The 23,258-nt window shown below is 59.9% G+C and carries 30 protein-coding genes; 12 read left to right on the top strand and 18 right to left on the bottom strand.

The features are described 5' to 3' along the window. Nucleotides 1-45: 45 nt before the first annotated feature. Entirely contained in the window at nucleotides 46-474 is a 429-nt protein-coding gene (locus ALII_RS0111945; protein WP_024587546.1) for a group III truncated hemoglobin, read from the bottom strand. Nucleotides 475-565: 91 nt separating this feature from the next. Between ALII_RS0111945 and ALII_RS0111950 the strand changes: the two genes are divergently transcribed. From ALII_RS0111950 to ALII_RS21660, 5 genes are all read left to right on the top strand, one after another. Next, entirely contained in the window at nucleotides 566-1,042 is a 477-nt protein-coding gene (locus ALII_RS0111950; RefSeq protein WP_024587547.1) for an Rrf2 family transcriptional regulator, read from the top strand. Nucleotides 1,043-1,419: 377 nt separating this feature from the next. Next, nucleotides 1,420-2,673, top strand: coding sequence for a D-amino acid dehydrogenase (locus ALII_RS0111955; RefSeq protein WP_024587548.1), 1,254 nt, complete (start codon nucleotides 1,420-1,422; stop codon nucleotides 2,671-2,673). Further along, on the top strand, nucleotides 2,670-3,839 hold the full coding sequence (gene alr / locus ALII_RS0111960) for an alanine racemase (protein ID WP_024587549.1): 1,170 nt from the start codon (nucleotides 2,670-2,672) through the stop codon (nucleotides 3,837-3,839). The genes ALII_RS0111955 and alr overlap by 4 nt, the downstream gene beginning before the upstream one ends. Beyond that, nucleotides 3,839-5,104: a Glu/Leu/Phe/Val dehydrogenase gene (locus tag ALII_RS0111965; RefSeq protein WP_024587550.1), complete on the top strand. Its 1,266-nt coding sequence runs from the start codon at nucleotides 3,839-3,841 to the stop codon at nucleotides 5,102-5,104. Before alr ends, ALII_RS0111965 begins: the two co-directional genes overlap by 1 nt. 73 nt (nucleotides 5,105-5,177) lie before the next feature. After that, the gene (locus ALII_RS21660) at nucleotides 5,178-5,864 is read left to right on the top strand and encodes a uroporphyrinogen-III synthase (RefSeq protein ID WP_161632259.1); all 687 of its coding nucleotides are present in this window, start codon (nucleotides 5,178-5,180) and stop codon (nucleotides 5,862-5,864) included. A gap of 67 nt (nucleotides 5,865-5,931) precedes the next feature. Here the strand turns inward: ALII_RS21660 and ALII_RS0111975 are convergent, their stop codons facing one another. The 5 genes from ALII_RS0111975 to ALII_RS0111995 form a co-directional block, all read right to left on the bottom strand. Beyond that, entirely contained in the window at nucleotides 5,932-7,173 is a 1,242-nt protein-coding gene (locus ALII_RS0111975; RefSeq protein ID WP_024587552.1) for a saccharopine dehydrogenase family protein, read from the bottom strand. A 43-nt stretch (nucleotides 7,174-7,216) separates the two neighbouring features. After that, nucleotides 7,217-8,314: a carboxynorspermidine decarboxylase gene (gene nspC, locus ALII_RS0111980; protein ID WP_024587553.1), complete on the bottom strand. Its 1,098-nt coding sequence runs from the start codon at nucleotides 8,312-8,314 to the stop codon at nucleotides 7,217-7,219. After that, nucleotides 8,311-9,171, bottom strand: a complete 861-nt coding sequence (locus ALII_RS0111985; RefSeq protein ID WP_024587554.1) for a hypothetical protein — start codon at nucleotides 9,169-9,171, stop codon at nucleotides 8,311-8,313. Before ALII_RS0111985 ends, nspC begins: the two co-directional genes overlap by 4 nt. Beyond that, nucleotides 9,168-9,698, bottom strand: coding sequence for a PTS sugar transporter subunit IIA (locus ALII_RS0111990; RefSeq protein ID WP_024587555.1), 531 nt, complete (start codon nucleotides 9,696-9,698; stop codon nucleotides 9,168-9,170). Before ALII_RS0111990 ends, ALII_RS0111985 begins: the two co-directional genes overlap by 4 nt. A gap of 181 nt (nucleotides 9,699-9,879) precedes the next feature. After that, nucleotides 9,880-10,644 carry a hypothetical protein gene (locus tag ALII_RS0111995; RefSeq protein ID WP_152529609.1) on the bottom strand — a complete coding sequence of 255 codons (765 nt, stop codon included), beginning with the start codon at nucleotides 10,642-10,644 and terminating at the stop codon, nucleotides 9,880-9,882. 427 nt (nucleotides 10,645-11,071) lie between these two features. Here ALII_RS0111995 and ALII_RS23235 point away from each other — a divergent pair, with 427 nt between their 5' ends. Beyond that, nucleotides 11,072-11,194 (top strand): hypothetical protein, encoded by a 123-nt coding sequence (locus tag ALII_RS23235; protein ID WP_280113765.1) that lies wholly within the window; start codon nucleotides 11,072-11,074, stop codon nucleotides 11,192-11,194. Nucleotides 11,195-11,372: 178 nt separating this feature from the next. Here the strand turns inward: ALII_RS23235 and ALII_RS23295 are convergent, their stop codons facing one another. The 4 genes from ALII_RS23295 to rnk form a co-directional block, all read right to left on the bottom strand. Further along, nucleotides 11,373-11,657, bottom strand: coding sequence for a DUF1127 domain-containing protein (locus ALII_RS23295; protein WP_024587557.1), 285 nt, complete (start codon nucleotides 11,655-11,657; stop codon nucleotides 11,373-11,375). 106 nt (nucleotides 11,658-11,763) lie between these two features. Next, nucleotides 11,764-12,510, bottom strand: a complete 747-nt coding sequence (locus tag ALII_RS0112010; RefSeq protein WP_024587558.1) for a sulfite exporter TauE/SafE family protein — start codon at nucleotides 12,508-12,510, stop codon at nucleotides 11,764-11,766. A gap of 26 nt (nucleotides 12,511-12,536) precedes the next feature. Then, complete coding sequence (locus tag ALII_RS0112015; RefSeq protein WP_029660466.1) at nucleotides 12,537-13,076, bottom strand: hypothetical protein; 540 nt, start codon at nucleotides 13,074-13,076, stop codon at nucleotides 12,537-12,539. A gap of 141 nt (nucleotides 13,077-13,217) precedes the next feature. Continuing rightward, a complete protein-coding gene (gene rnk, locus ALII_RS0112020) occupies nucleotides 13,218-13,667 on the bottom strand; it encodes a nucleoside diphosphate kinase regulator (RefSeq protein WP_024587560.1) in 450 nt (149 codons plus the stop codon). Between the two features lie 330 nt (nucleotides 13,668-13,997). Between rnk and ALII_RS22410 the strand changes: the two genes are divergently transcribed. The 3 genes from ALII_RS22410 to ALII_RS22010 are packed head-to-tail and all read left to right on the top strand — an operon-like array spanning nucleotide 13,998 to nucleotide 15,786. After that, nucleotides 13,998-14,519, top strand: coding sequence for a hypothetical protein (locus ALII_RS22410; RefSeq protein ID WP_152529611.1), 522 nt, complete (start codon nucleotides 13,998-14,000; stop codon nucleotides 14,517-14,519). Continuing rightward, nucleotides 14,516-15,001 carry a DUF4149 domain-containing protein gene (locus ALII_RS0112030; protein WP_024587562.1) on the top strand — a complete coding sequence of 162 codons (486 nt, stop codon included), beginning with the start codon at nucleotides 14,516-14,518 and terminating at the stop codon, nucleotides 14,999-15,001. The genes ALII_RS22410 and ALII_RS0112030 overlap by 4 nt, the downstream gene beginning before the upstream one ends. Next, on the top strand, nucleotides 14,998-15,786 hold the full coding sequence (locus ALII_RS22010; RefSeq protein ID WP_348265981.1) for a 5-formyltetrahydrofolate cyclo-ligase: 789 nt from the start codon (nucleotides 14,998-15,000) through the stop codon (nucleotides 15,784-15,786). Before ALII_RS0112030 ends, ALII_RS22010 begins: the two co-directional genes overlap by 4 nt. Here the strand turns inward: ALII_RS22010 and ALII_RS0112040 are convergent. Further along, nucleotides 15,765-16,304 carry a DUF488 domain-containing protein gene (locus ALII_RS0112040; RefSeq protein WP_024587564.1) on the bottom strand — a complete coding sequence of 180 codons (540 nt, stop codon included), beginning with the start codon at nucleotides 16,302-16,304 and terminating at the stop codon, nucleotides 15,765-15,767. The two genes, ALII_RS22010 and ALII_RS0112040, sit on opposite strands and share 22 nt — an antisense overlap. Next, a complete protein-coding gene (locus ALII_RS22015; protein WP_081718980.1) occupies nucleotides 16,301-16,513 on the bottom strand; it encodes a DUF2945 domain-containing protein in 213 nt (70 codons plus the stop codon). Before ALII_RS22015 ends, ALII_RS0112040 begins: the two co-directional genes overlap by 4 nt. Before the next feature lie 339 nt (nucleotides 16,514-16,852). Here ALII_RS22015 and ALII_RS0112050 point away from each other — a divergent pair, with 339 nt between their 5' ends. Further along, entirely contained in the window at nucleotides 16,853-17,323 is a 471-nt protein-coding gene (locus tag ALII_RS0112050) for a fasciclin domain-containing protein (RefSeq protein WP_024587565.1), read from the top strand. 65 nt (nucleotides 17,324-17,388) lie between these two features. Here the strand turns inward: ALII_RS0112050 and ALII_RS0112055 are convergent, their stop codons facing one another. From ALII_RS0112055 to ALII_RS0112065, 3 genes are all read right to left on the bottom strand, one after another. Further along, nucleotides 17,389-18,855, bottom strand: coding sequence for a PAS domain-containing protein (locus ALII_RS0112055; protein WP_024587566.1), 1,467 nt, complete (start codon nucleotides 18,853-18,855; stop codon nucleotides 17,389-17,391). A 154-nt stretch (nucleotides 18,856-19,009) separates the two neighbouring features. After that, nucleotides 19,010-20,284, bottom strand: a complete 1,275-nt coding sequence (locus ALII_RS0112060) for a Y-family DNA polymerase (RefSeq protein WP_024587567.1) — start codon at nucleotides 20,282-20,284, stop codon at nucleotides 19,010-19,012. Between the two features lie 3 nt (nucleotides 20,285-20,287). Next, nucleotides 20,288-20,737, bottom strand: coding sequence for a S24 family peptidase (locus ALII_RS0112065; protein ID WP_024587568.1), 450 nt, complete (start codon nucleotides 20,735-20,737; stop codon nucleotides 20,288-20,290). A gap of 51 nt (nucleotides 20,738-20,788) precedes the next feature. On the opposite strand from ALII_RS0112065, the gene ALII_RS0112070 reads away from it, so the two are divergent. Both ALII_RS0112070 and ALII_RS0112075 read left to right on the top strand, forming a co-directional pair. Continuing rightward, nucleotides 20,789-20,986, top strand: coding sequence for a hypothetical protein (locus tag ALII_RS0112070; RefSeq protein WP_051375858.1), 198 nt, complete (start codon nucleotides 20,789-20,791; stop codon nucleotides 20,984-20,986). Between the two features lie 15 nt (nucleotides 20,987-21,001). Beyond that, complete coding sequence (locus ALII_RS0112075) at nucleotides 21,002-21,718, top strand: SOS response-associated peptidase (RefSeq protein WP_029660469.1); 717 nt, start codon at nucleotides 21,002-21,004, stop codon at nucleotides 21,716-21,718. A gap of 3 nt (nucleotides 21,719-21,721) precedes the next feature. On the opposite strand, the gene ALII_RS22415 is transcribed toward ALII_RS0112075, so the two are convergent. The 3 genes from ALII_RS22415 to ALII_RS0112085 form a co-directional block, all read right to left on the bottom strand. Beyond that, nucleotides 21,722-22,000, bottom strand: coding sequence for a hypothetical protein (locus ALII_RS22415; RefSeq protein ID WP_152529612.1), 279 nt, complete (start codon nucleotides 21,998-22,000; stop codon nucleotides 21,722-21,724). A gap of 76 nt (nucleotides 22,001-22,076) precedes the next feature. Then, nucleotides 22,077-22,583 (bottom strand): hypothetical protein, encoded by a 507-nt coding sequence (locus ALII_RS0112080; RefSeq protein ID WP_024587570.1) that lies wholly within the window; start codon nucleotides 22,581-22,583, stop codon nucleotides 22,077-22,079. A gap of 3 nt (nucleotides 22,584-22,586) precedes the next feature. Beyond that, complete coding sequence (locus ALII_RS0112085; RefSeq protein WP_024587571.1) at nucleotides 22,587-23,018, bottom strand: hypothetical protein; 432 nt, start codon at nucleotides 23,016-23,018, stop codon at nucleotides 22,587-22,589. Between the last annotated feature and the right edge of the window lie 240 nt (nucleotides 23,019-23,258).

A 23,258-nucleotide genomic window follows, 5' to 3' on the forward strand; every position in this document is an offset into this window, starting at 1 on the left:
AATGCATTCCAATTTGGCGAGACATGGTCCTACCTGCTTTCTGTCTCAAACTTTGTAAAAGGTCTTCGCGGCGCGGCGCGGTGGGAGGTCAAGCGCTTTCAGTCCGATGTTCAGGCCGATCTGCAGGCTCTCAGCGATGCGCTGTGCTCGATCGATGAGAAACGCTGCGGCGTCGGCCGTGCATAGCTCGGATACGGTCGTCTCGAACAGCTGGAGCCATCGAGCGAAATGGGTGTGCTCGAGAGCAAGCCCCTGATGAGCGGCATGAGGCCTACCAGTGTACCGCCCGCTTCGCATCGCAACGGTCGACCAGAAGGCAACCATGTTGGCGAGATGTGCATCCCACCGACCGCCGAGTCTGGCCTCGAAGATTGGCCCGAGCATCGAATCCTGTCGGACGCGATCGTAAAAGGTATGCACGACGCACTCGATCAGTTCTTCAGTCAGGTTAGTGGGTCGTTCGTCGGTGAGCATTTCTGGCGCTCGCGAGGTCTTGATCGTTCCGCCTCTTCATCTAGCCGAAAAAAGAGGTATTGTAGATGCATCATTTTGTAGCAGGCCTGCAATGCGTCTCACCACACATACCGACTACGCCCTTCGCGTGCTCATCGCGCTGGCGGCTCTGCCGAACGGACAGCGGGTAACCGTTCATGATCTGGCTCGACGACATCACGTCTCCTCAAACCATCTGATGAAGGTCGTCCAGCGGCTGGTGCGAATGGGTCTGGTAAAGGCCGCGCGCGGACGGATCGGCGGGCTGTCGCTTGCTGTCCCTGCAGAGGAGGTTCGGATGGGTCAAGTCGTTCGCGCGCTCGAAACCGACACCCAGCTGGTGGCCTGTCTTGGGGACGATACTGCAGCAAGTTGCGTGTTTACAGGCATCTGTGGCCTGACCGGTGCGCTACGTGGAGCATTGGCAGCATTTTTCGCAGAGTTGGACCGTCTAACACTTGCCGATGTTGCTGCACGTCAAGCACCCCTGCAGGAGCGGCTAGGGTTCGAGGCTGTGCGAGAAAGGACGCTGGACCGTGGCCAGCAGTGAGTTGGAGCTGTGCTCTGTCTGGTCTGGAGCAACTGGAATATGCATTGAAGCCATTGATCAAAGCGTTCGTGACGTTATGCTGCACGTGTTTACATCTTGCCGATGAGCAGCTGACGTGCCTCTCCCGCGATTGACGGACAGAAAGCTATCGAGAGTTCGCATTCGGTTCATGAACCATGCGGGATCTCTCATCGCGTGCATCTAGCCCTGGCGCAGCCGCGAGGCTGTCGACCGGGGGCCGGAAATCCAATCAAGCCTAAAGTTCGGTTCTGATTTCCGGGCCCGCCACGGCTGGCCTGGCGGAGATGCACTATGACAAACACACATTTACGCCGCCCGTCCGCGGCATTGCTTACCAACGTCCGCTGGCGGCGGACATGAGGGTTCTAGTCGTCGGCAGCGGCGTTATCGGCGTCACCACCGCTTGGTATCTCGCACAATCGGGACACGAAGTGACCGTTTTCGACCGTCAGCCTGGCCCCGCGCTCGAAACCAGCCATGCCAATGCCGGGGAAGTTTCTCCTGGGTACTCGTCGCCGTGGGCCGGACCAGGAATGCCACTGAAGGCGGTCAAGTGGCTCATGATGAAGCACGGTCCGCTCGCGATTCGTCCAAGGCTTGATCCGGCCATGTGGTCTTGGCTGGTGAGAATGTTGGGGCACTGCACGTCGGCACGATACGCGGTGAACAAGGCGCGCATGGTGCCGATCGCAGAATACAGCCGCGACTGCCTCCAAGATCTTCGCGCCACCACCGGAATTGCCTACGACGAGCGGTCCATGGGCACTCTGCAGCTGTTTCGAACCCAAGAGCAGCTTGACGGCATCGATGGAGACGCAGACGTCCTGCGGCAATTCGGCGTCGATTTCGAAATGCTTGACCGTTCCGGATGCATCGCGGCGGAACCGGCACTTTCTCGGGTGGAGGAAAAGTTTGTTGGCGGCCTCCGGCTTCCCGGAGATGAGACGGGGGACTGTCGCATCTTCACCGAGAAGCTCGCGGCTCTCGCCTCTGCCGCGGTCAATTTCCAGTACGGCGTTTCCGTAGATGGAATTGTAACCAATGGAGGGACTGTTGCCGGGGTCAGGACTGAGCAAGGCCTATGGCTGGCTAATGCCGTGGTAGTCGCCGCAGGAAGCTACTCCCCTCGCCTGCTCGCTCCTCTAGGCATTCGTCTCCCAGTCTATCCGGTCAAGGGCTATTCACTGACGATGCGGTTGGTCGACGCGGACGCAGCTCCCGTATCGACGGTCATGGACGAGACCTACAAGATCGCCATCACGCGTCTTGGCGATCGCGTACGCGTCGGCGGAACAGCTGAGATATCCGGTTTTGATCTTTCGCTGCCGCGTTCGCGTCGAGCGCCGCTCGAGCACTCGGTGACGGACCTATTCCCCGGCGCAGGTCACGTGGAAAATGCCACGTTCTGGTGTGGCCTGCGCCCGATGACGCCGGACGGACCGCCGATCGTCGGAGCTACTGAAATTTCCGGTCTTTTCGTCAACACCGGCCACGGCACGCTGGGTTGGACGATGGCATGCGGCTCGGGTCGGGTGCTTTCGGACGTGTTGTCCGGCAGGCCTCCGGACATCGATGTCTCGGACCTCGGCCCCGCGAGGTATCAACGATGATAGGCGACGTCTTGCGGGAGGGGGCGATCCTAACCGTCGACCTCGATGCGGTCGTGTCAAATTGGAAACTGTTATCCGCAGCATCGAAGCCTGCCGAATGCGCGGCGGTGGTCAAGGCAGATGCCTACGGACTGGGAGCGGCTGAAATCGCACTCTCGCTGCAGGCGGCCGGCTGCCAAACCTTTTTCGTCGCCCATCTCGACGAGGGTCTCGAACTGCGAAAGGCAATCGGCTTCAGCTCGCGTATCTTCGTTCTTAACGGCACGCCGCGAGGGACTGAATACGATTTCTTGAAGTCGGTCTTGATACCGGTGGTCAACACGGTAGGAGAGCTCGCGGCTTGGCAGCATTGCGCCGGAGCGGCTGGCCGCAGCATGCCCATCGCATTGCAGCTCGACACTGGAATGACCCGTCTGGGTCTAGCGCCTGGCGACATCGCCATGCTGGCAGCCGATCCGGCGCTCCTCAAAGGCCTGTCCGTCGAACTGATCATGAGCCATCTCGCTTGTGCCGATCAGTTCGCGCATTCCGCCAACGATCGGCAACGGCGCGAATTCGCCAAGCTCAGATCTGTACTCCCTAAGAAAGCCGGTTCCTCTCTCGCAAACTCGGCGGGAGTATTCATCGGACGCGGTTTCCATTTCGATCTCGTGCGCCCGGGAGCCGCATTGTACGGGCTCAATCCGACCCCCGGAAGGCCAAACCCGATGAAGGAGGTCGTCGGACTGTCGGCACGCGTCATCCAGCTGCGTGATGTGCCGACGGGAACCTTCGTCGGTTACGGGCATACGAAGCGGACGGCACGCCCCTCGAAGCTTGCTACGATTTCGCTTGGATACGCCGACGGATGGCCACGTTCCGCGTGCACGTCGGCCTTTTTCGACGATACAGCAATGCCGTTCATAGGACGCGTGTCTATGGACAGCATCGTCGTCGACGCGACCGACAGCGCCGGCACCCTTCGAGAAGGGGCCTTCGTCGATATCGTCTGTTCCGAACAGACGGTCGACGATGTCGCCTCGGCGTCCGGCACGATCGGCTACGAGATTCTCGTCCGCCTCGGTCGCCGTTTCAGGCGCGAATACCGAAGCCTAGCCATGCTCGATGAAAGGCCCGGCAAGTCGGGCGAGCATGAGCTGTCATTGAACCGAAAAGTAGAGACATGATGCCCGAACACTCCCTGCTCGACGAAGCCTTGGTCCGCCTCGACGAGGCCGCCGCCCACCTCAATATCGACCCCGACGTCATCGAGAAGCTCAAATATGCGCGTGAGACGACCAAAGTCCGCTTGATGATCCGCATGGATGACGGATCACGGAAATCGTTTCTTGCCTGGCGGTGCCGGTACGATGACACGCGCGGGCCGACAAAAGGCGGAATACGCTTCCATCCCGAATCGACTGCCGACGAGGTAGAAACGCTGGCGTTCTGGATGACGTTCAAGTGCGCGGTGATGAACCTGCCGTATGGCGGCGGCAAAGGAGCTGTCCAAGTCGATCCGCGAACCTTGTCCAAAGCCGAACTCGAACGGCTGTCGCGTGCCTATATCCAAGCGTTTGCGCGGATCATCGGGCCGGACCGGGATATTCCTGCCCCGGACGTCTATACGAACTCCATGATCATGGGCTGGATGGCCGACGAGTACGCCCAGATCGTGGGGCAGCACGAACCCGCCATGATCACGGGCAAGCCGATCGCGCTTGGCGGATCGCTCGGACGCGGCGACGCGACCGCGCGAGGCGGATATTACCTCGTGAAGCACTTGGCCGGCGATCTCAAGCTAGGCGAGACGATGCGCGTGGCGATCCAAGGGTTTGGCAATGCAGGGCAGCATATCGCGCGGCTGCTCGCAGCTGACGGGCACAAGATCGTGGCCGTCTCGGATTCGCAGGGAGCGGTCTTTTCCGCGGCCGGTCTGCACATCGACCTGTTGACGCACGCCAAGTCAATCGGAATGCCGGTTGCCAGCACTGCAGGCAACGGAGGCCACGAGCGGCTAGAGGCCGACGAGCTTGTGGGGATCGAATGCGACTTGCTGGTCCCCGCGGCACTCGAAAACATGATCCACGAAAACAACGCCGCCATGGTCAAGGCAAGTCTGGTGTTGGAACTGGCCAACGGTCCGATTACCCCTCCGGCGGACGAGATACTCGAAGCGAACGGAACGGTCGTGCTCCCCGACATTTTGGCGAATGCCGGAGGCGTTACGGTGTCCTATCTGGAGTGGGTTCAGAACCGGCAAGGGTTCTACTGGCCAGTCGAGGATATCCATCAACGCCTGCAGACGATGATGGAGAGCGAAGGCAGGGCGGTTTGGGAGGTCGGCCGAGAAAAGGGTGTCACTCTGCGCACCGCCGCCTACGTTCATGCTCTAGGACGGCTTGCCGAAGCCATAGAAGCGCACGGAACGCAGAGCTTCTTCACCAGCTGAACCGCTGATTGCAGGCGCATGGAGGTGCAAATTGAGGCTGTTGCTCACCCGGCCGCGAGAGCAAGCGTTTGCCTTGGCTGCAGCACTGCAAGCTGAGGGGCATGTCGTCCATATCGCGCCGCTGTTGAAGGTCGGACGCTCGCGTCACGATCGGGGCGCTCTCGAACAGGCGGCAGCGGTGATCCTCACGTCCGCGAACGCCGTGCCTGCCCTTGTCGGTCTCGATCTGGACGTGCCGATTTTTGCCGTCGGCCCCGAAACCGCCGCCGCGGTGAGAGAGGCAGGCTTCCGTCGCGTGGAAGCCGCGCTTGGTACAGCCGAGAGCCTTCTAGACCTGGTGCACGCGAGTTTGAGACCAAGCGACGGGCTTCTTGCCTATGCGAGCGGCCACCACGTCTCCGTCAACGTCGCATCCCGTTTGACCGAGCGAGGGTACCGTTGCAAACAAGTCGAGGTCTACCGCACGACTAAAGCCGGATCGCTCCCAAAGTCGGCTCGCCTCCGGTTGCTGGGAGGCGAGTTGGATGCCGTGCTGTTCATGTCGGTGCGGACGGCCGAATCCTTCTGCGAAATCGTCGCCGACACGGGGCTGTCCGGCAGTTGTCGATCGACGGCCTCTGTGTCGCTGTCAGGAAAGATCGATGCTCAGCTCCGACATTTGCCATGGAAAGATTCCCAGATTGCCGGGTCGCCGACCAGGGCCGGACTGCTTGAGGCCGTCGCCGCGCTCGATCGACGCCACCGAACTCGCGTCTTTTGAGAGCGTCGTCAGTTCGATTGGCTGCGGCCGACGCCAATTGGCGCATCGGCCGCCGCCTCCAGCACCATCACGGGAACAAGAGTTCGCGGTCGTCCCCGTTCTCGCTGATATGACTCGACAGGCCGAGCTGACCCAGCAATCCGAGAAAGGGGCGCGGCGGAAGTTCTTCCACGTTCGCCATTTTACGAACGTCCCATCGCCCGGTAGCTACCAGGATCGCCGCAGCGACGGCGGGAACGCCGGCCGTGTATGAAATGCCTTGGCTTCCCAGTTCTGCGAAGGCTTGCTCATGGTCGGCGACATTGTAGATGAAGACCTCCCGTTCCCGGCCGTCCTTGACGCCCTTGACCAGGTCCCCGATGCAAGTCTTGCCCGAATAGCCATCCGCCAAGGACGACGGGTCGGGCAGGACTGCCTTCACTACCTTGAGCGGAACGACTTCTAGGCCCTCGGCGGTCGTGACGGGTTTCTCCGAAAGGAGTCCGAGGTTCTTCAAAACGTTGAACACGTTGATGTAGTGGTCGCCAAATCCCATCCAGAACCTGACGTTCGGTATGCCGAGGACTTGGGACAGCGAATGCACTTCGTCATGCCCAGTCAGATATGCCGTTTGGCGGCCGACGACGGGAAGATCCCAGTCCTTGCCGACTTCGAACATCCGATTCGACTTCCACGCGCCGTTTTGCCAGGACCAAACCTGCCCAGTGAACTCCCGGAAATTGATTTCTGGGTCGAAGTTCGTGGCAAAGTACCTGCCGTGACTGCCCGCGTTGATGTCGATGATGTCGACGGAATCGATGCGATCGAAATACTCGTCATGGGCGAAGCGCGCGTAGGCGTTGACGACACCGGGATCGAAGCCTGCACCCAGGATCGCGGTGACGCCGGCGCTAGCGCACTCGTCACGCCGTTTCCATTCGTAGTTCGCGTACCACGGCGGCGTCTCGCAGACTTTCAGCTGATCTTCGTGGATAGCCGTGTCGATGTATGCCGCGCCCGTGGCTACGCATGCCGACAGCACCGACATGTTGAGGAAGGCCGAGCCGACGTTGATGACGATCCCAGCGCCGGTTCTGCGGATCAATTCGGTTGTCGCGGCGACGTCCATGGCGTCAAGTTGGTGCGCCTCCAGCAGACCATCGACCTTAAGCGCCGTCCTGTGCCGCAGAGAGGCGACAATGGCCTCACACTTCCCGAGCGTCCGCGACGCGATGTGTATGTCGCCGAGAACGTCGTTGTTCTGCGCGCACTTGTGCGCGACGACCTGTGCGACGCCACCAGCGCCGATGATGAGAATATGTCGCTTCATTTCGAGGGGGGTATTCCTTGTTTCGTTGGGGTCGGAGGAAGGCTTACGAAAGGCTCGCTTCGTAATCGGCGTAGCCGAACTGGCGGATGTTCCGGATCGAACCGTCGAGCTCGCGTACGGCGATGGATGGCATGGCAACGCCGTTGAACCAGTTTTTCTTCACCATGGTGTAGCCGGCCGCGTCCTGGAACGAGATCCGGTCGCCGACCTTCAGCGGAGCTTCGAACCGGAACGTACCGAAAACGTCTCCCGCAAGGCAGGACTTCCCACAGACCATGTATTCGTGCGGTCCGGTGTTCGGGACAACTTGAGTCTCCTCGCGGTAGATGAGCAGGTCCAGCATATGGGCCTCGATGGAAGAATCGACGACGGCCAGGTGCCGGCCGTTGACAAGGGTGTCGAGCACGGAAACTTCCAGGGTCGTGCAGTCGGTGACGGCCGCTTCGCCGGGCTCCAGGTAGACCTGCACGCCGTAGCGCTCGGAAAATGCACGCAGACGATCACAGAGCGCGTCCAGGGGGTAGCCGTCCGCGGTGAAATGGATACCGCCGCCAAGGCTAACCCAGTCCAGGTACCGCAGGAGCTCTCCGAAGCGTTCCTCGATCCCGTCGAGCATCCGAGAAAACAGTTCGAAGTCGTCGTTCTCGCAGTTATTGTGGATCATGACCCCGTCGATCCGGTCCAGGACGGTTTCGATCCTGCCAGGGTCGCTTTCGCCGAGGCGGCTGAACGGCCGAGCCGGATCTGCAAGGTCAAATGAAGACGAGGATATGCCCGGGTTGATACGCAGCCCGCAGGCGATCCCTCCCGCGCGAGGGCTGAAGCGATCCAGCTGCGCGACGGAGTTGAAGATTATCTTGTCCGCGTGTCCTACGGCTTCATCGATCTCGTGATCAGCCCAGGCGACGCTGTATGCATGGGTCTCGCCGCCGAACCGCGTCCGCCCGAGCCTGACTTCGTTCAGCGACGACGAGGTGGTGCCGTCCATATACGGCCGCATAAAATCGAAGACGGACCACGTCGCGAAGCACTTCAGGGCGAGCAGTGCCTTCGCGCCGGACTTCTCTCGCAGGTACGCGATCCGCTCCAAGTTGCGGAGCAGCTTCGCCTTGTCGACAAGGTAATAGGGCGTGTTCATCATGATTTGCTTCTTTCTCTCGCTACGCCTCTCGAAAAGGGGTCTGTCACTCCAAGGCCCAGGATTCTTCGCTTCATGGACCGCGCCGCCAGCGACACGTTGACGGAGGCCTTCATGGCGTAGGAGGCGGCGTAATTGGGCTCTGAGCTACCCCATACAGGGCTTTGCAGCATCGCGGGTGTGCGTTCAGCGAACCTGTCGGGAGCCGTGCGGAAACGACCGAAGGAAATGGAGCCCATCCATTCGCAGATGTGGTCGGCCGGTTCACGAAGGCGGCCTAGAAGCTCGAGATATTCAGCTTGAACCTCGGGCGTCGATTGACGCCGGTTCAGCATGTAGAGCCGATGAAGCTCGCTGGCGAAGAGATAGGGATCCCGCCGCGCCCGTCGCCAATAGACCCGTCTGCCGTCGGCGATGTCGAGGTATTCATCTATCGCGGCTACGGGTATCGCCTCTGGCGCGTGCGGAACGAACAACATAAAGGGATCGACGGCAATATCGTCGCCTGCAGCCTTAACGGTGGCCAAGCCCGGTCGTTCGGGCTTCGGCGCAAAATCCAGCACCTTCAGCAAGGATGCCGTTACCTGCCAACAACCCGCGGTCACCGCTGCCGCGTCTTGCACGGCCAGTCCGCACACCGTTACGAGGGCGTGGGCGATCGCCAGCTTGACGCAGCCGTGAGGCCCGTGTCTTCGAGCCGACGGATCCGCAGACGTCGTCGTCAATGAACGGCTGGTCCACGCTTCCACGATGTCGTGGATGGTGTCGACTTCGCAATCCAACGATTCGGCGATGTGCTCGTCGGTCACCGCCCCGTCGCGCCAAAGATTTGAGCGACCGGCGGTCTTGGCGGCGTTCATGGCCGGCCCTCCATTTTTGCAGTCCGAGCGGCAGGCGCTGTCGGTGGCAGCCCGCCCGCAAGCTGGTTCGTGGAATGGTCAGAGGCGGTTTCGATGCGGGCGATGATCTCGTTTGGAGATGAAGCCAGGCGCATGCCTTCAAGGATGTCGGGATCCGACAATACACGGCAGACGCGCGCGAGCGCTCGCGTGAATTCGGTGGACAGTTCCAATGGCGAAATAATCCCCAACACCACATCGACGGGCTGATCGTCCGGAGCCCGGAACCAAATGGGACGTTCCAGGATGACGAGCGTCGCGAATGGTTTGGAGAGGCCTCTTAGAAGGGCATGGGGAACGGCTATGCCCTTCTCGATTCCCGTCGAACCCAGGCTTTCCCGGTTGAGGAGTGCCGTCAGCACTGTGTCATCCGATAGGCCTGACTGGTTCGCAAGAGTGGCGGCGATCGCCCTGAGCAATGGACGTCGCGCTTCTGCAGTGGCGCGCACGAAGATGTCCTGCGGATGCAGGAGGCCAAGGATATCCATGATTTGTCTCCACGCCGGCCCTTGTCGGACCAGACGACCGCGCCGCTATGGGCGCAAGAGTCGGTATCGGGTAATGCAATCCTGGCAGGCCCGGACGCTGAGCCAGGGGTCAGGTGGCGTCCGGGTCAGGGTCCTGCTTTGCGCAGGCGCGTGCCCTTCGGGGGCAGGAATGCAGGCGTGGTCAACATGCGCCGAACCTATCCATTCCGGCCTGCGAAGCAACCCCCGCCGACAATTTGGGAAGACTTGCCTTGCACAAACCGATGTTGGATGCGCGATTCCCGTGCGCCGTCGGCGACCTTGACGACATTGCAGCGATCACGGCCGTCAGACCTAGTTCGGCGACAAGAGCGGCAGCCTCGGCCGCAGTCGCCCAGTGCCTGACCACCTTCATCTCGGCGGGCCAACTGGTGTGTACGCGCAGAACGGATAGCCCATACACAACGACATTGACGCCTTGTTCGTCGCCACATGTCCGACGCCTGTTGTGGAAATACCTGCCGAGGGGCTCCGGTCCGAACCGGCCGGTGACGCCTGCATCGCGGAACGCCGCGCGATCGGCCGCCTGAACTTCCGCCGCCCAGTCCGAACGGACCTCAGCCGGAATAGCCCAGCTGTCCTCCCACTCTTTGCGCATCACCAGGATCTCCAGCGTTCCCTCGCATCCGATGCGCCAGGGCAGAGCCGCGATCTCGGTCGAAATCGACGCGGCTTCGGTGATCCTGCTCGGTCCGACGTTCATCATGGCCACACCGACCGTCCGGTCGCCGACCGCGCAGGCGCGGTGTCGAATGCGAATGGGTAGTGAGCAGGCTCCAACCTCGGCGACAAGCACCACGGACATCTGCTTGCCGACTTCGGGACCGAACGATTGCAGGGAAGACATAGCAGGCGGACGCGAGGAAATCTCATAATACGCTCCATCGATGCGGCGCGCTGGCCGCATGTGTAGACCGCGATGTGGGCGAGAGTTCCCGGAGAGGCTCAGGTGCGGAATTCTGGTTGAGGAAGCCTGCTCCGGGAGGGAACGCGTCCCTTACCGGCAAGCCTCGACACCTTGATGAACGTCCTCATGCACATGGCGCTTACATAGCCGTTCGGATTGTCACTTTGCAGGTGACGTTATGTCGCTCGCGAAGCTCTGGTCGGGATCGATGAAGGTTTGACTTTGGTGCGGACCTCCTTTCAGTGGGGGTATGACCAAGTTGTCACAGATCATCCGGCTTCGCTTCCGCAAGCGGCCCCAAATCGGCCACTAGCCCTGGCTCGTCTGCGCTGAGCGCGACAGGCCAGGGAACAACGAAAAGTTTGTTCAAGCAGCGCGGCGGGTGCAGGGCATCCGCACGTCGCGCATCGCCGGAAAGGATCTGTTTATGACCAAGAGAAATGGCAACAGGGAAGCGCGTAAGCCCAAGCAGGACAAGAAGAAGGAGCAAAAGTCCAGTTCCGTTTCGGAACTGGCGGCAGGGTTGTCCGTGACGCCGAGGCGCAAGTGAGTTCAGCCTGCACGCGGCTATGGATGCCGCGTGCAGGATACCTGTTTGCGTCAATAGACGGCAAACGCGAGCAGCATCAGTCCGAAGATGCCTGTCGCGATGATAACGGTTGTGACCGTGTCCATGGAGTATTCATCTCTATCTAATTGCGAAACGGCCACTGGGCCTTGGACGACTGCTACTTTTCGAGGGAGCCTCGTTTGACCGTCCTTGCAATGTCGTTTCTGATGAGCCCGATATCCCAAAGTTCCCGGTCACTGAGCGCCTCAAGTTCCTTGATGGCTTTCCTGTGCCGCCATCGATGAACGCCGAGGGCGATTAGGCTGCGAATTGGCGATCTGGATCTGTAATCCGACATGCGGTTCTCCGTGATGAAGGCGCACGCTGCCGCGACGTAGTCGCGGGCACTTTGAACGGTTATCCGGACAGCCCGGCAACGGCCGTGCGACGCCGTCGCCGACATGGCGTCGGGATGCGAAGGTCGTCACCCCGGCGGACTGGCTGCTAGGCCCGCCGCCGGGGCGGAACCCGGGTCAGCAGCGGGCCTGATCGGATCAACGAACCCACAATCATGCGAATGCTCGCCAGAAGAACGCGATGCTCATCGTCGCGCCGACCAGGACGACGATGAATTTGACCACCTTTGCGGGTAGCGCTCTTGCGACCGGCGCGCCCGCATATCCGCCGACCGTCGCGGCGATCATCATCACGATCGCCTGACGCCACTCCACGATGCCCGCGACGGCGAAAGTTGCGACCGAGATCGCCGAAAGCACGAACGACAGTCCGGTTTTCAGCCCGTTCATCAGGTTGATGTCGCGCATGCCCCACAACGAGAACAGCGCCAGAAGGACGATCCCCAATCCTCCGTTGAAGTAGCCGCCATAGATCGAGACGATGAGCGTGCTCCAAGGCCCGTCACTATTGCCAAGGCTGTGGCGGGCGGCCCAGGTCTGGATGCGCGAGCCCAAGGCGAAGACGATCGTGGCGAGCGCCAGCAGGAACGGCACAACAACGGAGAAAGCCTCGTTCGATGACACGAGCAAAAGGACCGAGCCGATAAGGCCGCCGATGGCCGTCACGCCAACGATCTTCAGCAGTCGCTTTCGGTCGAAAGCAGCAATCTCCTGCCTGAAGCCGAGCGCGCCGCCGAGATAGCCGGGGAATACGGCGACGGCACTCGTCGCGTTCGCTGCCACGGGCGGCACCCCGGTGTAGACGAGTGCCGGGAACGTCAGAAACGTGCCGCCGCCGGCAACCGTGTTCAGCATGCCGGCTAGGAAAGCGGCCGCGGCAAGGATGAGATACTCTGTCATTTTCGTTTTCCTTGCCGCAGCGGCATTCAGGCGGCTGAAGGGCCAGGGTCATCGAATCCGTCATGGCCTGTCGGGACAAGACGTGGGCTGTCCTGGAGCGAGCCGCGGATGACCCTCAAATTCGGCTTTCGTGGCATTCCCGCGGGCATGCCGACGATCGCCTCCTTCTCACGCTTCGCAGCCTCGGGCTGGTACAGCACCCTTTCAAGCAAGACGCGTTCTGTCTCGCCATCGCTGTTCGTCAGCGAGAACTCCTGTCCTTCGCTGAGGCCCATCAAGGCCAGACCGCGCGCCGTGGTGATCGGCAGGAACAGGCCGACCGAAGAGTGCATCCGATCGTGGGAAATGATCCGGCTGTCGGAATCGCGCCCGTTGACGCTGAATGTCACGCGGCTGCTGAGCGTGGCGACGTTCACAGGCACGTCCTCGCGGAACATGACCGTCGCCGAGCCTAGCTTCCTGTCGAGAATAGGCTTGAGCGGATCGTCGGTACCGAGGCAGCGGTCGCGCATGACCTCGAGAATGGTGAAGTCCTTGGTGGTGAGGATGCAAGCATCGGGATTCATCGCAGTTCTCCATCGCTCCGCGGAGCGCATACGTTGATTACGCGTTGGAGACCCCTGGCCGCGAAATGCGGCGCAGGGGCTAGGATCCTGCGAGCAGACACCCTCCGAACAAGGCAAGACGGCACTGCGGCATGACGTCGGTCATGACGCGGTCTGCGCTTCCGGCAATGCCGACGCTTCGACCGTGACAGAGGGCGCGTCGACTGCCTGCACGGTGAGACGGTGGGTACGGCCATCGCGCGCGGTCCAGTCGATGGACTGGCCGGCCGAAAGGCCGATCAGTGCGACGCCGATAGGAGTGATCACAGAGACCTTGCCTTGCGCGATGTCAGCCTCGCCTGGAAACACCAGCGTGACACGACGATCCTCGCCCAGATCGCTCGTGAAACGCACCGACGACCCCATACGCACGACTCCGTCGGGGATACGGCCGTCGTCGACCACGCGAGCCCGCTCGAGTTCAGCGAACAACGTCTCGGCCACCTCCGGACTCCTGTCCGAAAACGATTCGGCAAGCCTCCAGAGCCGGTCACTATCGGTGCGAGCCAGCGTTATCGCCGGCTTGCGGTTCTTATTCTTCGTTGGAGCCATGCCTTCGGCCCTCATAGTTGTAGACCGCCGCAGCCAGTTAAGGAGCGGACGGAATCTAGTGAAATTGAGAAGTGATGCCGCTTGTTGGGACCAAACCGCGATTGCGATAATCAGCCTATGCCCCGCGGCCGGGGCGCGACGCGACCTGGCCGGGGGTCAGATGCCCGCGATGGGGCATACCCTGAAAGAAACCGAAAGGTGGCGTGTGAACTTGCGCATGGCCAAGACGTGGGCTTTCGGGCGAAGAAAGTCAAGCCGCCCGGAGCAGCCTCGTCGCCGCTGGCTGGAAAACGCCTACGACGTGTCGCTTTCAGGCCAGATCCCTCCAGAATGGCGACCTACGCTGCGCACGGTCCGGTCAACAAAGATTGTCGCGATTATTTGGTAAACACTACGATCTTCGCTGCATTGCTGTCTGGAATTTTCTTGATGAAGATGGTCGCCAGGCTTCCAACGTCCTTATCCTGCTTCGTTCATCGGTCCGCTGTGACTGGCGAAGTCTCTCGACGAGTTCGCGGCTGTGCCCGCCTGCGACCGGTGTTGAAAGAAGCGCTGGGCCGCGAATTTGTATGGCAGCTTGAGAACATCACCGAGATCGGAAGTGTGATGATGCTCAAGAGCGCGCCGTGCAACGTGCACCCGATCGTAACCCATTCCCAGCTTGAGCAGTTTCGCGGATGGAATCTCTATTATTGGCTCAGCATCTTTTTGCGGAACGCTTCAAACCTGCTCGATGCTGAACTAACGGCTGCGTTCATCGTGGAGTCAACTGCGCTCGCCAGAAGCCTGCAATTCGCTATCTGTGCCCCAGTAAGAGCCACTGATCTGAACGGCGGGGAGACGGCGATATGAAACCTCGCTCGACTGATCCCTTCCCCGATGCGGTCGCCGGGTTCGTGGCCAGTGTTTGGTTGGGAATGATAGTTGGCGTTTCTTTTTTGGCGACACTCGCGAAGTTTCAAGCCGCATCCCTCGACCCCGCTGTTGCGGTAGAAGTCGGCCGACGCACCTTCGCGGTGTTCACGAAAGTGGAGTGGGGCCTGGCGACGCTCCTCGGCATTGCTGTTTTCTTTCCAAGAGCGCCACGTGCAGAGATCGTTTTCACAGCCATCACCGTCGCAATCGTAGCGGTGCAGGCATTGTGGCTGCTTCCGGTCCTTGACTTGCGTGTCGAAGCGCTGATCAGCGGACGGCCTATGCCTTCCTCACCCCATCACATGCTTTACGCCGTGCTGGAAGCCGGAAAGGTGTTGACGCTGGCAGCCGTCGCGCTTGTTGCCCTGTTCAGATTGGGATGGCGCGACAAACCAGCGATTGATGGCGACAACCAATGACGAGCGCCATTAGCCCAAATCCTCATGTGCGGATCACGGATCGTGCCAGCAGCGGCGTAGGTTCAACAATGGAAGGGAACGCGTTAATGACAAATGGGGACGAAAACGCCGCTTATGCTTCGCCGCCGTGCTTCATGCATGAGCTCGATCCAGAATACTCAGGCCTCGCCCCGGACGAACAAGCCGCGATCGACGTCGCGCGATGGCGGAGGGCAAAGCGATCGCAGTTGATCACGCAAAGGCTCGCTATCCCGGTAGATGCTCGCATGGATGCTTCTCGGCGAATTGCCAAACGGCTGGATCACGAGATTGGAATCGCAAACGGACTGACAGTTGGCGTCTACTGGCCGTTTCGAGGCGAACCTGATCTCCGCGAATGGTCGGGCAGTGTTTGTTCCTGCGGAGCGCGACTGGCTCTTCCCGTGGTGATAGCGAAGGGTAAGCCACTTGAATTCAGATCTTGGTCACCGGGTGAACAACTGGAAAAGGGCGTCTGGAACATACCAGTGCCAACTAATGGCAAAACAGTGACTCCAGACGTCGTCGTGGCCCCGGTGGTTGGCTTCGACGGAGCCGGGTACCGCCTCGGCTATGGTGGCGGTTTTTACGACCGCACACTGGCCGGTATGGCGGCGAAGCCGGTCACCATAGGTGTGGGTTACTCACTCGCAGCGCTCTCGACCATCTATCCGCAGTGGCACGACATACCCCTCGATAAGATGGTCATCGAGGCAATTTATCCTGCTGCGTCAATGGCTCCGGATCAGGTGGTAGGGAGCGGATAGACGACTTTTCCATCCGCTGTTTTCTGGGCTCCACGCGTAATCTTCGCTGTTTCCGTGCGACCAGGCGACATGAGATGGTCAACGGCGTGGCCGTTCATCAGCAAATAATCCGTGATGATCCGGCGATGACAGCGCCACCAGACCGCTTCTGAACACATTAGTGCAACACGGCGCTCGCCACCAAGACGAAGCAATTTGTCAAAGCCGTCCGCGAATTCGTCGCTCAGTGCATAATCAGCGTAGTTGTGAAAGCTTTGGACACGCCACATCGCATTCATTTTGTCATCCACATCGGGCTGCCTGGGTCGTCTCCCACCCAACGCCGGCAGATGGCGGTACCCGATCTGCACCTTTGCGAGATCGTGCGGCAAGCTTTCGATGTTGAAACCGGGGTTGGTGCGCGATCGTGGAAATGACCGAACGTCGACCAGCAGTGCTACCTGCGCATCCCTCAACATGTCTAGAAATTCGATGACTTGACGATTGGAATGCCCAACCGTCGCGAACTGAGCAGTCATCGCTGGATCTTCGTCAGCGCCTTCTCTTTATGCGCAGCTACGTGATCGGACTGGTCGCTTTTGATTTCGTACTGCGGGTCCTGCCTCGACGCTCGATGAGTATGTCCCTTATACTCGAAGTCGGCATGATGAACTTTGATGACCTTACCGGATACGCGGCCCGCTTCTGAATTCCAGGCTACGTGATCGCCAACAGAAAACTTGCTCATATCGGCCTCCTTTAGATTCCAAATGCCTTGGTGGCCGCTTTGTTTCGGTTGGAACCTCAGACTTCGCTATCAGTCGCGCGGTTTCGACTTGAGAAAGGCCGGAACAAGAGATTGGCTAAGTGAGGCTTGCCGGGAGCTCAATTGTCATCGGCGCAAGTCCATAGAATTCTGTCGTTTGGATGGGCCCCGGTAGCTATGTGCGAGTTGTGTTCACGAAGCTCTGACACTCATGTGATCCTCTAAAGTCGCCAGCAAGCGAACCGCATGCTTTCAAGCTCCGTATCGGGGTGTCAGAGACGGCCATACGGGTCGCTCATGTCTTGCTATGAGGAAACGATGATGATCAAGAAATTCTTGCTCGCAGGTGCAGCTGTGGTTGCAATGGGGACTTCGTCCTATGCCGCAGATATCGTCGACACCGCCAGTGAGGCAGGGAGCTTCACAACTCTGATCGCGGCCGTCGAGGCGGCTGGTTTGGTGGAAACCCTCAAGGGTGAAGGTCCATTCACGGTTTTTGCCCCGACCGATGAAGCGTTCGCCGCGCTTCCCGAAGGCACACTCGACGACCTGCTGCTCGAGGAGAACCGGGATCAGTTGGTCTCCATTCTCACCTACCATGTCGTGCCGGGCAATGTTGCTTCTAGCGACCTGACCGAGGGCATGACCGCGGCCACCGTCGAAGGAAACGAAGTGACCTTCACGCTCGAAGGCGGGCCAAAGGTGAATGACGCCAATATCACGCAGCCCGACGTGGCCGCCGATAACGGCGTCATCCATGTGATCGACGCGGTCATCATGCCGCCCATGTGACATCAATTACGCCTAAGAACCGACTTCGGGGCGGCATCTGTCGCCCCGTTTCGTCCCGGAAAAGGCTAATTCTCGGTTGACCCGAGCTGTTCGTCCGGCAGCGCAGCTTCGATCTCGTAGAGGACGCCAGCTGGCCTATAGTTGATTTTCGCGGTCCCGCCCAAAGCAGCCGACACAACGCCTTCCACTAGACGTGTTCCAAAGCCCTTTCGGCTAGGCGGCACAACCGAAGGCCCGCCCATCTCACTCCAATGGAACTTCAATTTCTGCGGGTTGCCGGGTAGAACATCCCAGTGAATCGTCACAGATCCGGCTTCTGACGATAGTGCGCCATACTTCGAGGCATTGGTCGCCAGTTCGTAGATTGCGAGCGACAGGGCTGAAACGGCCTGCTCATTTAAGACCACACGTGGGCCACCGATGCGAATGTCCGCTCCCTGAAAAGGTTTGAGCGCCTCGTAGACTAAGGCTTTGAGGTCCGCAGAACGCCACCCTTCCAACGTCAGCACATCCTGAGCGGCAGCCATTGCTCCAATACGCCCGAAGACGATTGCCTTGGCCTCTTCCAATGAGTTCGCAGTGCTCAGCGAGCGGGAAACGATCGATTGCACTGTGGCAAGGGAGTTTTTGACGCGGTGGTTGAGCTCTCTCGCCAAAAGCTTGCGATGTTCCTCCGCTTCCTTGCGTTCGGTGATGTCCTGAGTAATGCCGGTCATGATCCGGACTTGCGACCCATCCGATGAAAGATGCTGACCACGCACTTCGATCCAGCGTCTCTCGCCCTTTGGGGTTCTGATCCGATATTCGACCTGAAATTCGCCGTGGTTGGCAATCGCCTCGGTCACGGCCGATTGCCACCTCTCAAAATCCTCGGGCTCGATAGCTGCTTTAAGATCAGCATAGGAAAACGACTCGTTGGGCTCTCGCCCAAAGTTTTCTTTGCAGCGGGCGGAACAGATCAGGCGCTCGTTATCCAGTTCCAGTGTCCACGTTCCCATGCTTGCAGCATTCAGGATGAAGCGAAGACGGTTCTCTGACGCGGTCAAATCGAGAACCCGCTTCTCGACTTGCCCTTCAAGTTCCGAGTGTGAATCGTGGAGTTCCGCTAATCGCCGTCTCTCAGGCGTCACGTCGAACTGGCTGGCGAAGAAGTATGTCAGTTTGCCGTCATCATCGAAGACGGGTGAAATCAGGACGCGGTTCCAGAACGTTGTGCCGTCTTTGCGATAGTTGAGAAGATCGATCTCGATGGCTTCTCGACGGGCGATGGCGTTGCGGACCTTGGTGATGTCATCGACGCTCGTCCCTGTGCCCTGCAGGAAGCGACAATTTTGGCCCATGATTTCTTCGCGTGCATAGCCTGTGAGACGAGAGAACGCGTCGTTTGCAAAGACGATGGGATTGTCCGGCTGCGATGGATCGGTAATCAACATCGGCATCCGCGTGGTTCTGACAGCTGCGGCGAAGGGGTCGTGCGAGCGAGCAACCCGATGAATCTCTTGATCTATTCGCTGCTCTTCCTTTTTGCTCATTAACGCGCCCTAATTTTGCGAATGCTTGTGTGACGGTGGAGATTTATTGCTCGGCTGGCTAATTCGCTACGTAAAAAGACATCGATCCGGATGTTCGCGATCAAACTCAGGTGAAAATGTCGGGCAATGTTGAGCGGGTCTTTAAGGCTCGTTGTCATGCCTCCACGACAGGCAAGTCCGCCAACCGCGTCGTATATCGCGGCGTTCGCATCTCAGCTTTGAGGTGCCAGCTCTTCTCACGGAACCCTTCGCTAGCCAGCACAAGCGACTTCTTACCGAAGCGGTCATTGACCTGGTCGAGCGCATCCATCAGGCGGCCGTCGCGTGGCCGAATAGGCGCGAACAGCGTCTGCGGAGCTTGGTCAGGTCGCAGCAGATCGTCGAGGATGACGCCTGCCTTGGTGAAGCCGTAAGGCCTGTCAGTCCGCCATGACGCCCGCAGGCATCGCATTGCTGTCTCGACAAGATCGAACGTTTCCGCCGACATTGGCTTGAGCGCCATCGACTTGCTGGCATGGCGCTGCGGCCGGTCCGGTCGATGCGGATTGGTGTGGTAGAAGACCGTGAGGGTCCCGGCGACAAGACCATGACGGCGCAGCTTCTCTGCTGCGCGCGTGGCGTGAGCAGTGATCGCCCGGCCCATCGTGTCGATGTCCGTGATTGGCGTGCCGGGTGACCGGGTCACCGCCATTCCTTTACGCTGCGGTTCGACCTCTTCAACGTCAAGACATCGCACGCCATTCAGTTCGGCGACCGTTCGCTCCAGGACAACGGTGCCGACCTTGCGCGCCAGAGCCATCGGCATGTCGCGCAATTCTGCGACGGTCTTGACGCCCTGCGCCAGCAGCTTGGCCTCAGTGCGGCCGCCGACACCCCACACCTCACCGACCGCGATGTGAGGCAGGCACATGGCTCGGATCGTTGCGTCCATCATATCGCAGACGCCGCCGAAGACAGGGTTCTTCTTCGCGACATGGTTGGCGAGCTTGGCCAGTGTCTTGGTGGGGCCGATGCCGACGCAGGTCGGAATGCCTGTCAGCTGGCGCACCGCCTGACGCATGTCGCGCGCCTGTCCCACCATGCGACCACCGAAGCCGGAGAGATCGACGAACGTCTCGTCAATCGAATAGACCTCGAGCGATGGCGAGAAGGCATGAAGCGCGCCGACCACCCGGCGGCTCATGTCTCCATACAGCGTGTAGTTCGAGGACAGCACCTTGATGCCGTTGCGCTCGACCTTGTCGCGGAACAGGTGCAGCGGCTCGCCCATCTTGATGCCGAGGGCTTTGGCCTCGTCGGATCGGGCGACGGCACAGCCGTCATTGTTCGACAGCACCACCACCGGCACGCCAACCAGCCTCTGGTCGAAGACGCGCTCGCACGAGACGTAGAAGTTGTTGCAGTCGATCAGGGCCAGCGGATCGGCCATGGCTCATTCGACCGGATAGCGGCGCACGACCCCGGCAACGATGCCCCAGATCTCGCAGTCTTCATTCATACGAATGGGCGGATAGTTCTGCTTGCGCGAACGCGGCATCAGCCAAAGCTCGCCATCGCGCCGTTCGATCACCTTGACGGTAACGCCGCCTTCGACGACCGCCAGAACGATGCGGCCCGGCCGTGCCTTGCCTGCCTTGTCCACGGCAATCAGGTCGCCGTCGATGATGCCTTCATCGACAAGGCTGTCGCCCGACACCCGCCACCAGAACGTTGCGCTCTCATGCCGAACGACCCATGCGAAGGGATCGACCGTGTCCTCCTGATCATCGGCAGCAGGCGATGGAAACCCGGCCGCGACATTGATGCGGAGCGGCGGTCGATGATGTTCGGAATGCGGACGGGGCTGAGCATGAATACGAACATAACGCGAACAAACTTGCACGACTAGCCATCCTGTGTCTTACCTTGCGTCGAAGCGAAGGAAGCTATCTCGATGATTGCGGATGAACCACAGGTCGTTCCATACCTGCCCCAGACGCCAGCGGGCATCTTCGAGCACGGGTGCACGCATCCCGGCTTCGCACGCTGGGGGAGCTTTGGATTTGCGACCGGGCGCGCGGAGCCGCGCTGGTATTGCGGCGAGCATCGCGCGTTCGGCGAGAGCGTCCCGATGCAACTGGCCAGCGGCTGACGGGAGGGACGCGCCTTGTGCAATCTCTACAACATCACCATCGGCCCGCAGGCGATCCTTGAACTGACGCGCGCGATGACGAACCGGGTCGGCAATCTCGAGCCGCAGGATGTCTACCCCGACTATCCCGCTCCCATCGTGCGGCAAGGTATGGATGGCGAGCGCGAGCTGGTTCGCGCGCGCTGGGGAATGCCGTCTTCGAAAAAGGCGATCTTCGAGGCGACCGTGAAGCGCGTCGAGAAGATGCGGGCGAAGGGCAAGGACATTGATGACGATGAGTTCCGGCGCTTGCTCGCCTTGGAGCCGGATAGCGGCACGACCAACGTCCGCAACCTGACCTCGCCCCACTGGCGGCCATGGCAAGGCGTCGAGAGCCGCTGTGTCGTGCCTGCGACCTCATTCTCCGAATACGCCACGGTGCGCGGACCGGACGGCAAACTGCCGCTGCACTGGTTCGCTATCGACGAGATGAAGCCGCTGTTCGTCTTCGCGGGCATGTGGACGACATGGACCGGCGTGCGCAAGGCAAAAGAAGGCATGGTGACGGCCGACATCTTTGCGTTTCTCACGACTGAGCCCAACGCCGTGGTCGCGCCGATCCATCCAAAGGCGATGCCAGTAATCCTGACGACCACCGAAGAAATCGACGTCTGGCTGCGCGCGCCATGGGACGAAGCGAAGGCGCTGCAACGGCCCCTGCCGGACGATCAGGTCGTTGAGGTCGCGGCATGAAGATCAAGCCGCCCAGCGGAACAGACATCGTGTGTGCCAACAAGGCATACGGGCAGATCGCGACATGTCGAGACCTGCTGCAACGAGGATCTCGTCTACCTCGATGACTTTTTCAGCGTCGGCAGGATCACAGATCCAAGTGTGGACAGGAGTTTCTGTCGCGATGATGATATCGAATGAACAGCTCTCGGCATCTACAAACGTCGGAGCACCGGCGATTGCTCGCGTGCTCATCGTGACGTCAGTACGAGATGCCTTTCCGGCCATGAAAAATCCGCTCAAGAACGTTGTCTTCAGCGGATGGTGCGGGGGGTCTCGTGCAAGATACGAGACGCGGTCGGCAAAAAAATGGCCCCGGTTAGGAGGCCTTCTTTATGTAGGGACAGTCCGTCGGTGTCGGCCGAAAACCGTACTTCCGCTGAATCGACAACCGGAGTGCCTCGTGCTCCTCGTAGTCCGCGCCATTATCCCGATCCAGTTTCGGCTCCGAACGGATCTCGTCTGCGTATGACAGCCATCGATCGATGATGGCAGCCGGATCACTCAGCGCGAGCCGGTGGTCCTCGTCGAGAATCGGGATGCCGTATCCGGTCACATACTCGTCGTCGTCGCATTCGCGCTCGTTATCCGGAGGAAACGAAAGGAGCGTGTTGTCGTCGTAGAGACGATGGAAATATGTCCCGTCGGCTCTTTCTACGATGACAGTGAGGCTATGACCCCGGCCAGGAACCTGAAGCCTGATGAAACTGGTGATACCCAATTTCATCGTCAGCTCGCTGACGATGTTCATCGAGATGCACGTGTCGTACTCATCGGCTTCTACGGCCAAGATTTCAGCGGATTTCAGTACCGTGGTCATCGTCATAGCTCAGCTCACCAGGCGTACGTTGACCGACGGATCGAGAAGTCCCCACCTCTTCTTCAGTGCGACTATCTCCTGAAGGAAACGGTCATCGTCTTCCGCAGTCTGCGGCTCGTCGATGCGCTCCAGCTCGAAACGGTATCCAGTAATCGTCTGCAAGAAACCGGCTGGATTAGCCCGCGCGGCGGTAGCCTGGTCTTTGTCGAGATACAGCTCGTGAGTGTAAGAATGCTCATACCCGTCGGCATAGTCCGCGGTGATAGTGGCATCTCCGGATGCTGCCGGGATCGTCAGTCGGAGCCCTTCCGGCTTCAGATTAAGAGCAGCGGCGGTTGGCGCATCAATATCGAAAACGAATGTCGTCGCGCCTTTATCGCGCTTGTTGACAAGCGTGTCGCGGAGGTCGGCCTTCTGGATCGTTGGGGCGGTGTGGGTCAATATTTTCTCCTATTCTTAGAAAATGCTGACCGCAATTCTATTGACGGGCAACCCCACTAATTCATGTTTCGATTGCCCTTGCGGCAGCCCGCCGAGCCGCGCGCCTTTGCTCCATCTTTTCGGCTGCTGCCTGATCCAATTCGAGATCGATCGGCGGATACAGCGTGTATGCGAGACCATACGCGGAAGCCCGCTTCTGGTCTTCGATGCCTCCCTCGCCTCATCGGGCTTCTGACATCA

The sequence above is a fragment of the Aliihoeflea sp. 2WW genome (assembly GCF_000497755.1).
In the GTDB taxonomy this organism is placed as follows: domain Bacteria; phylum Pseudomonadota; class Alphaproteobacteria; order Rhizobiales; family Rhizobiaceae; genus Aliihoeflea.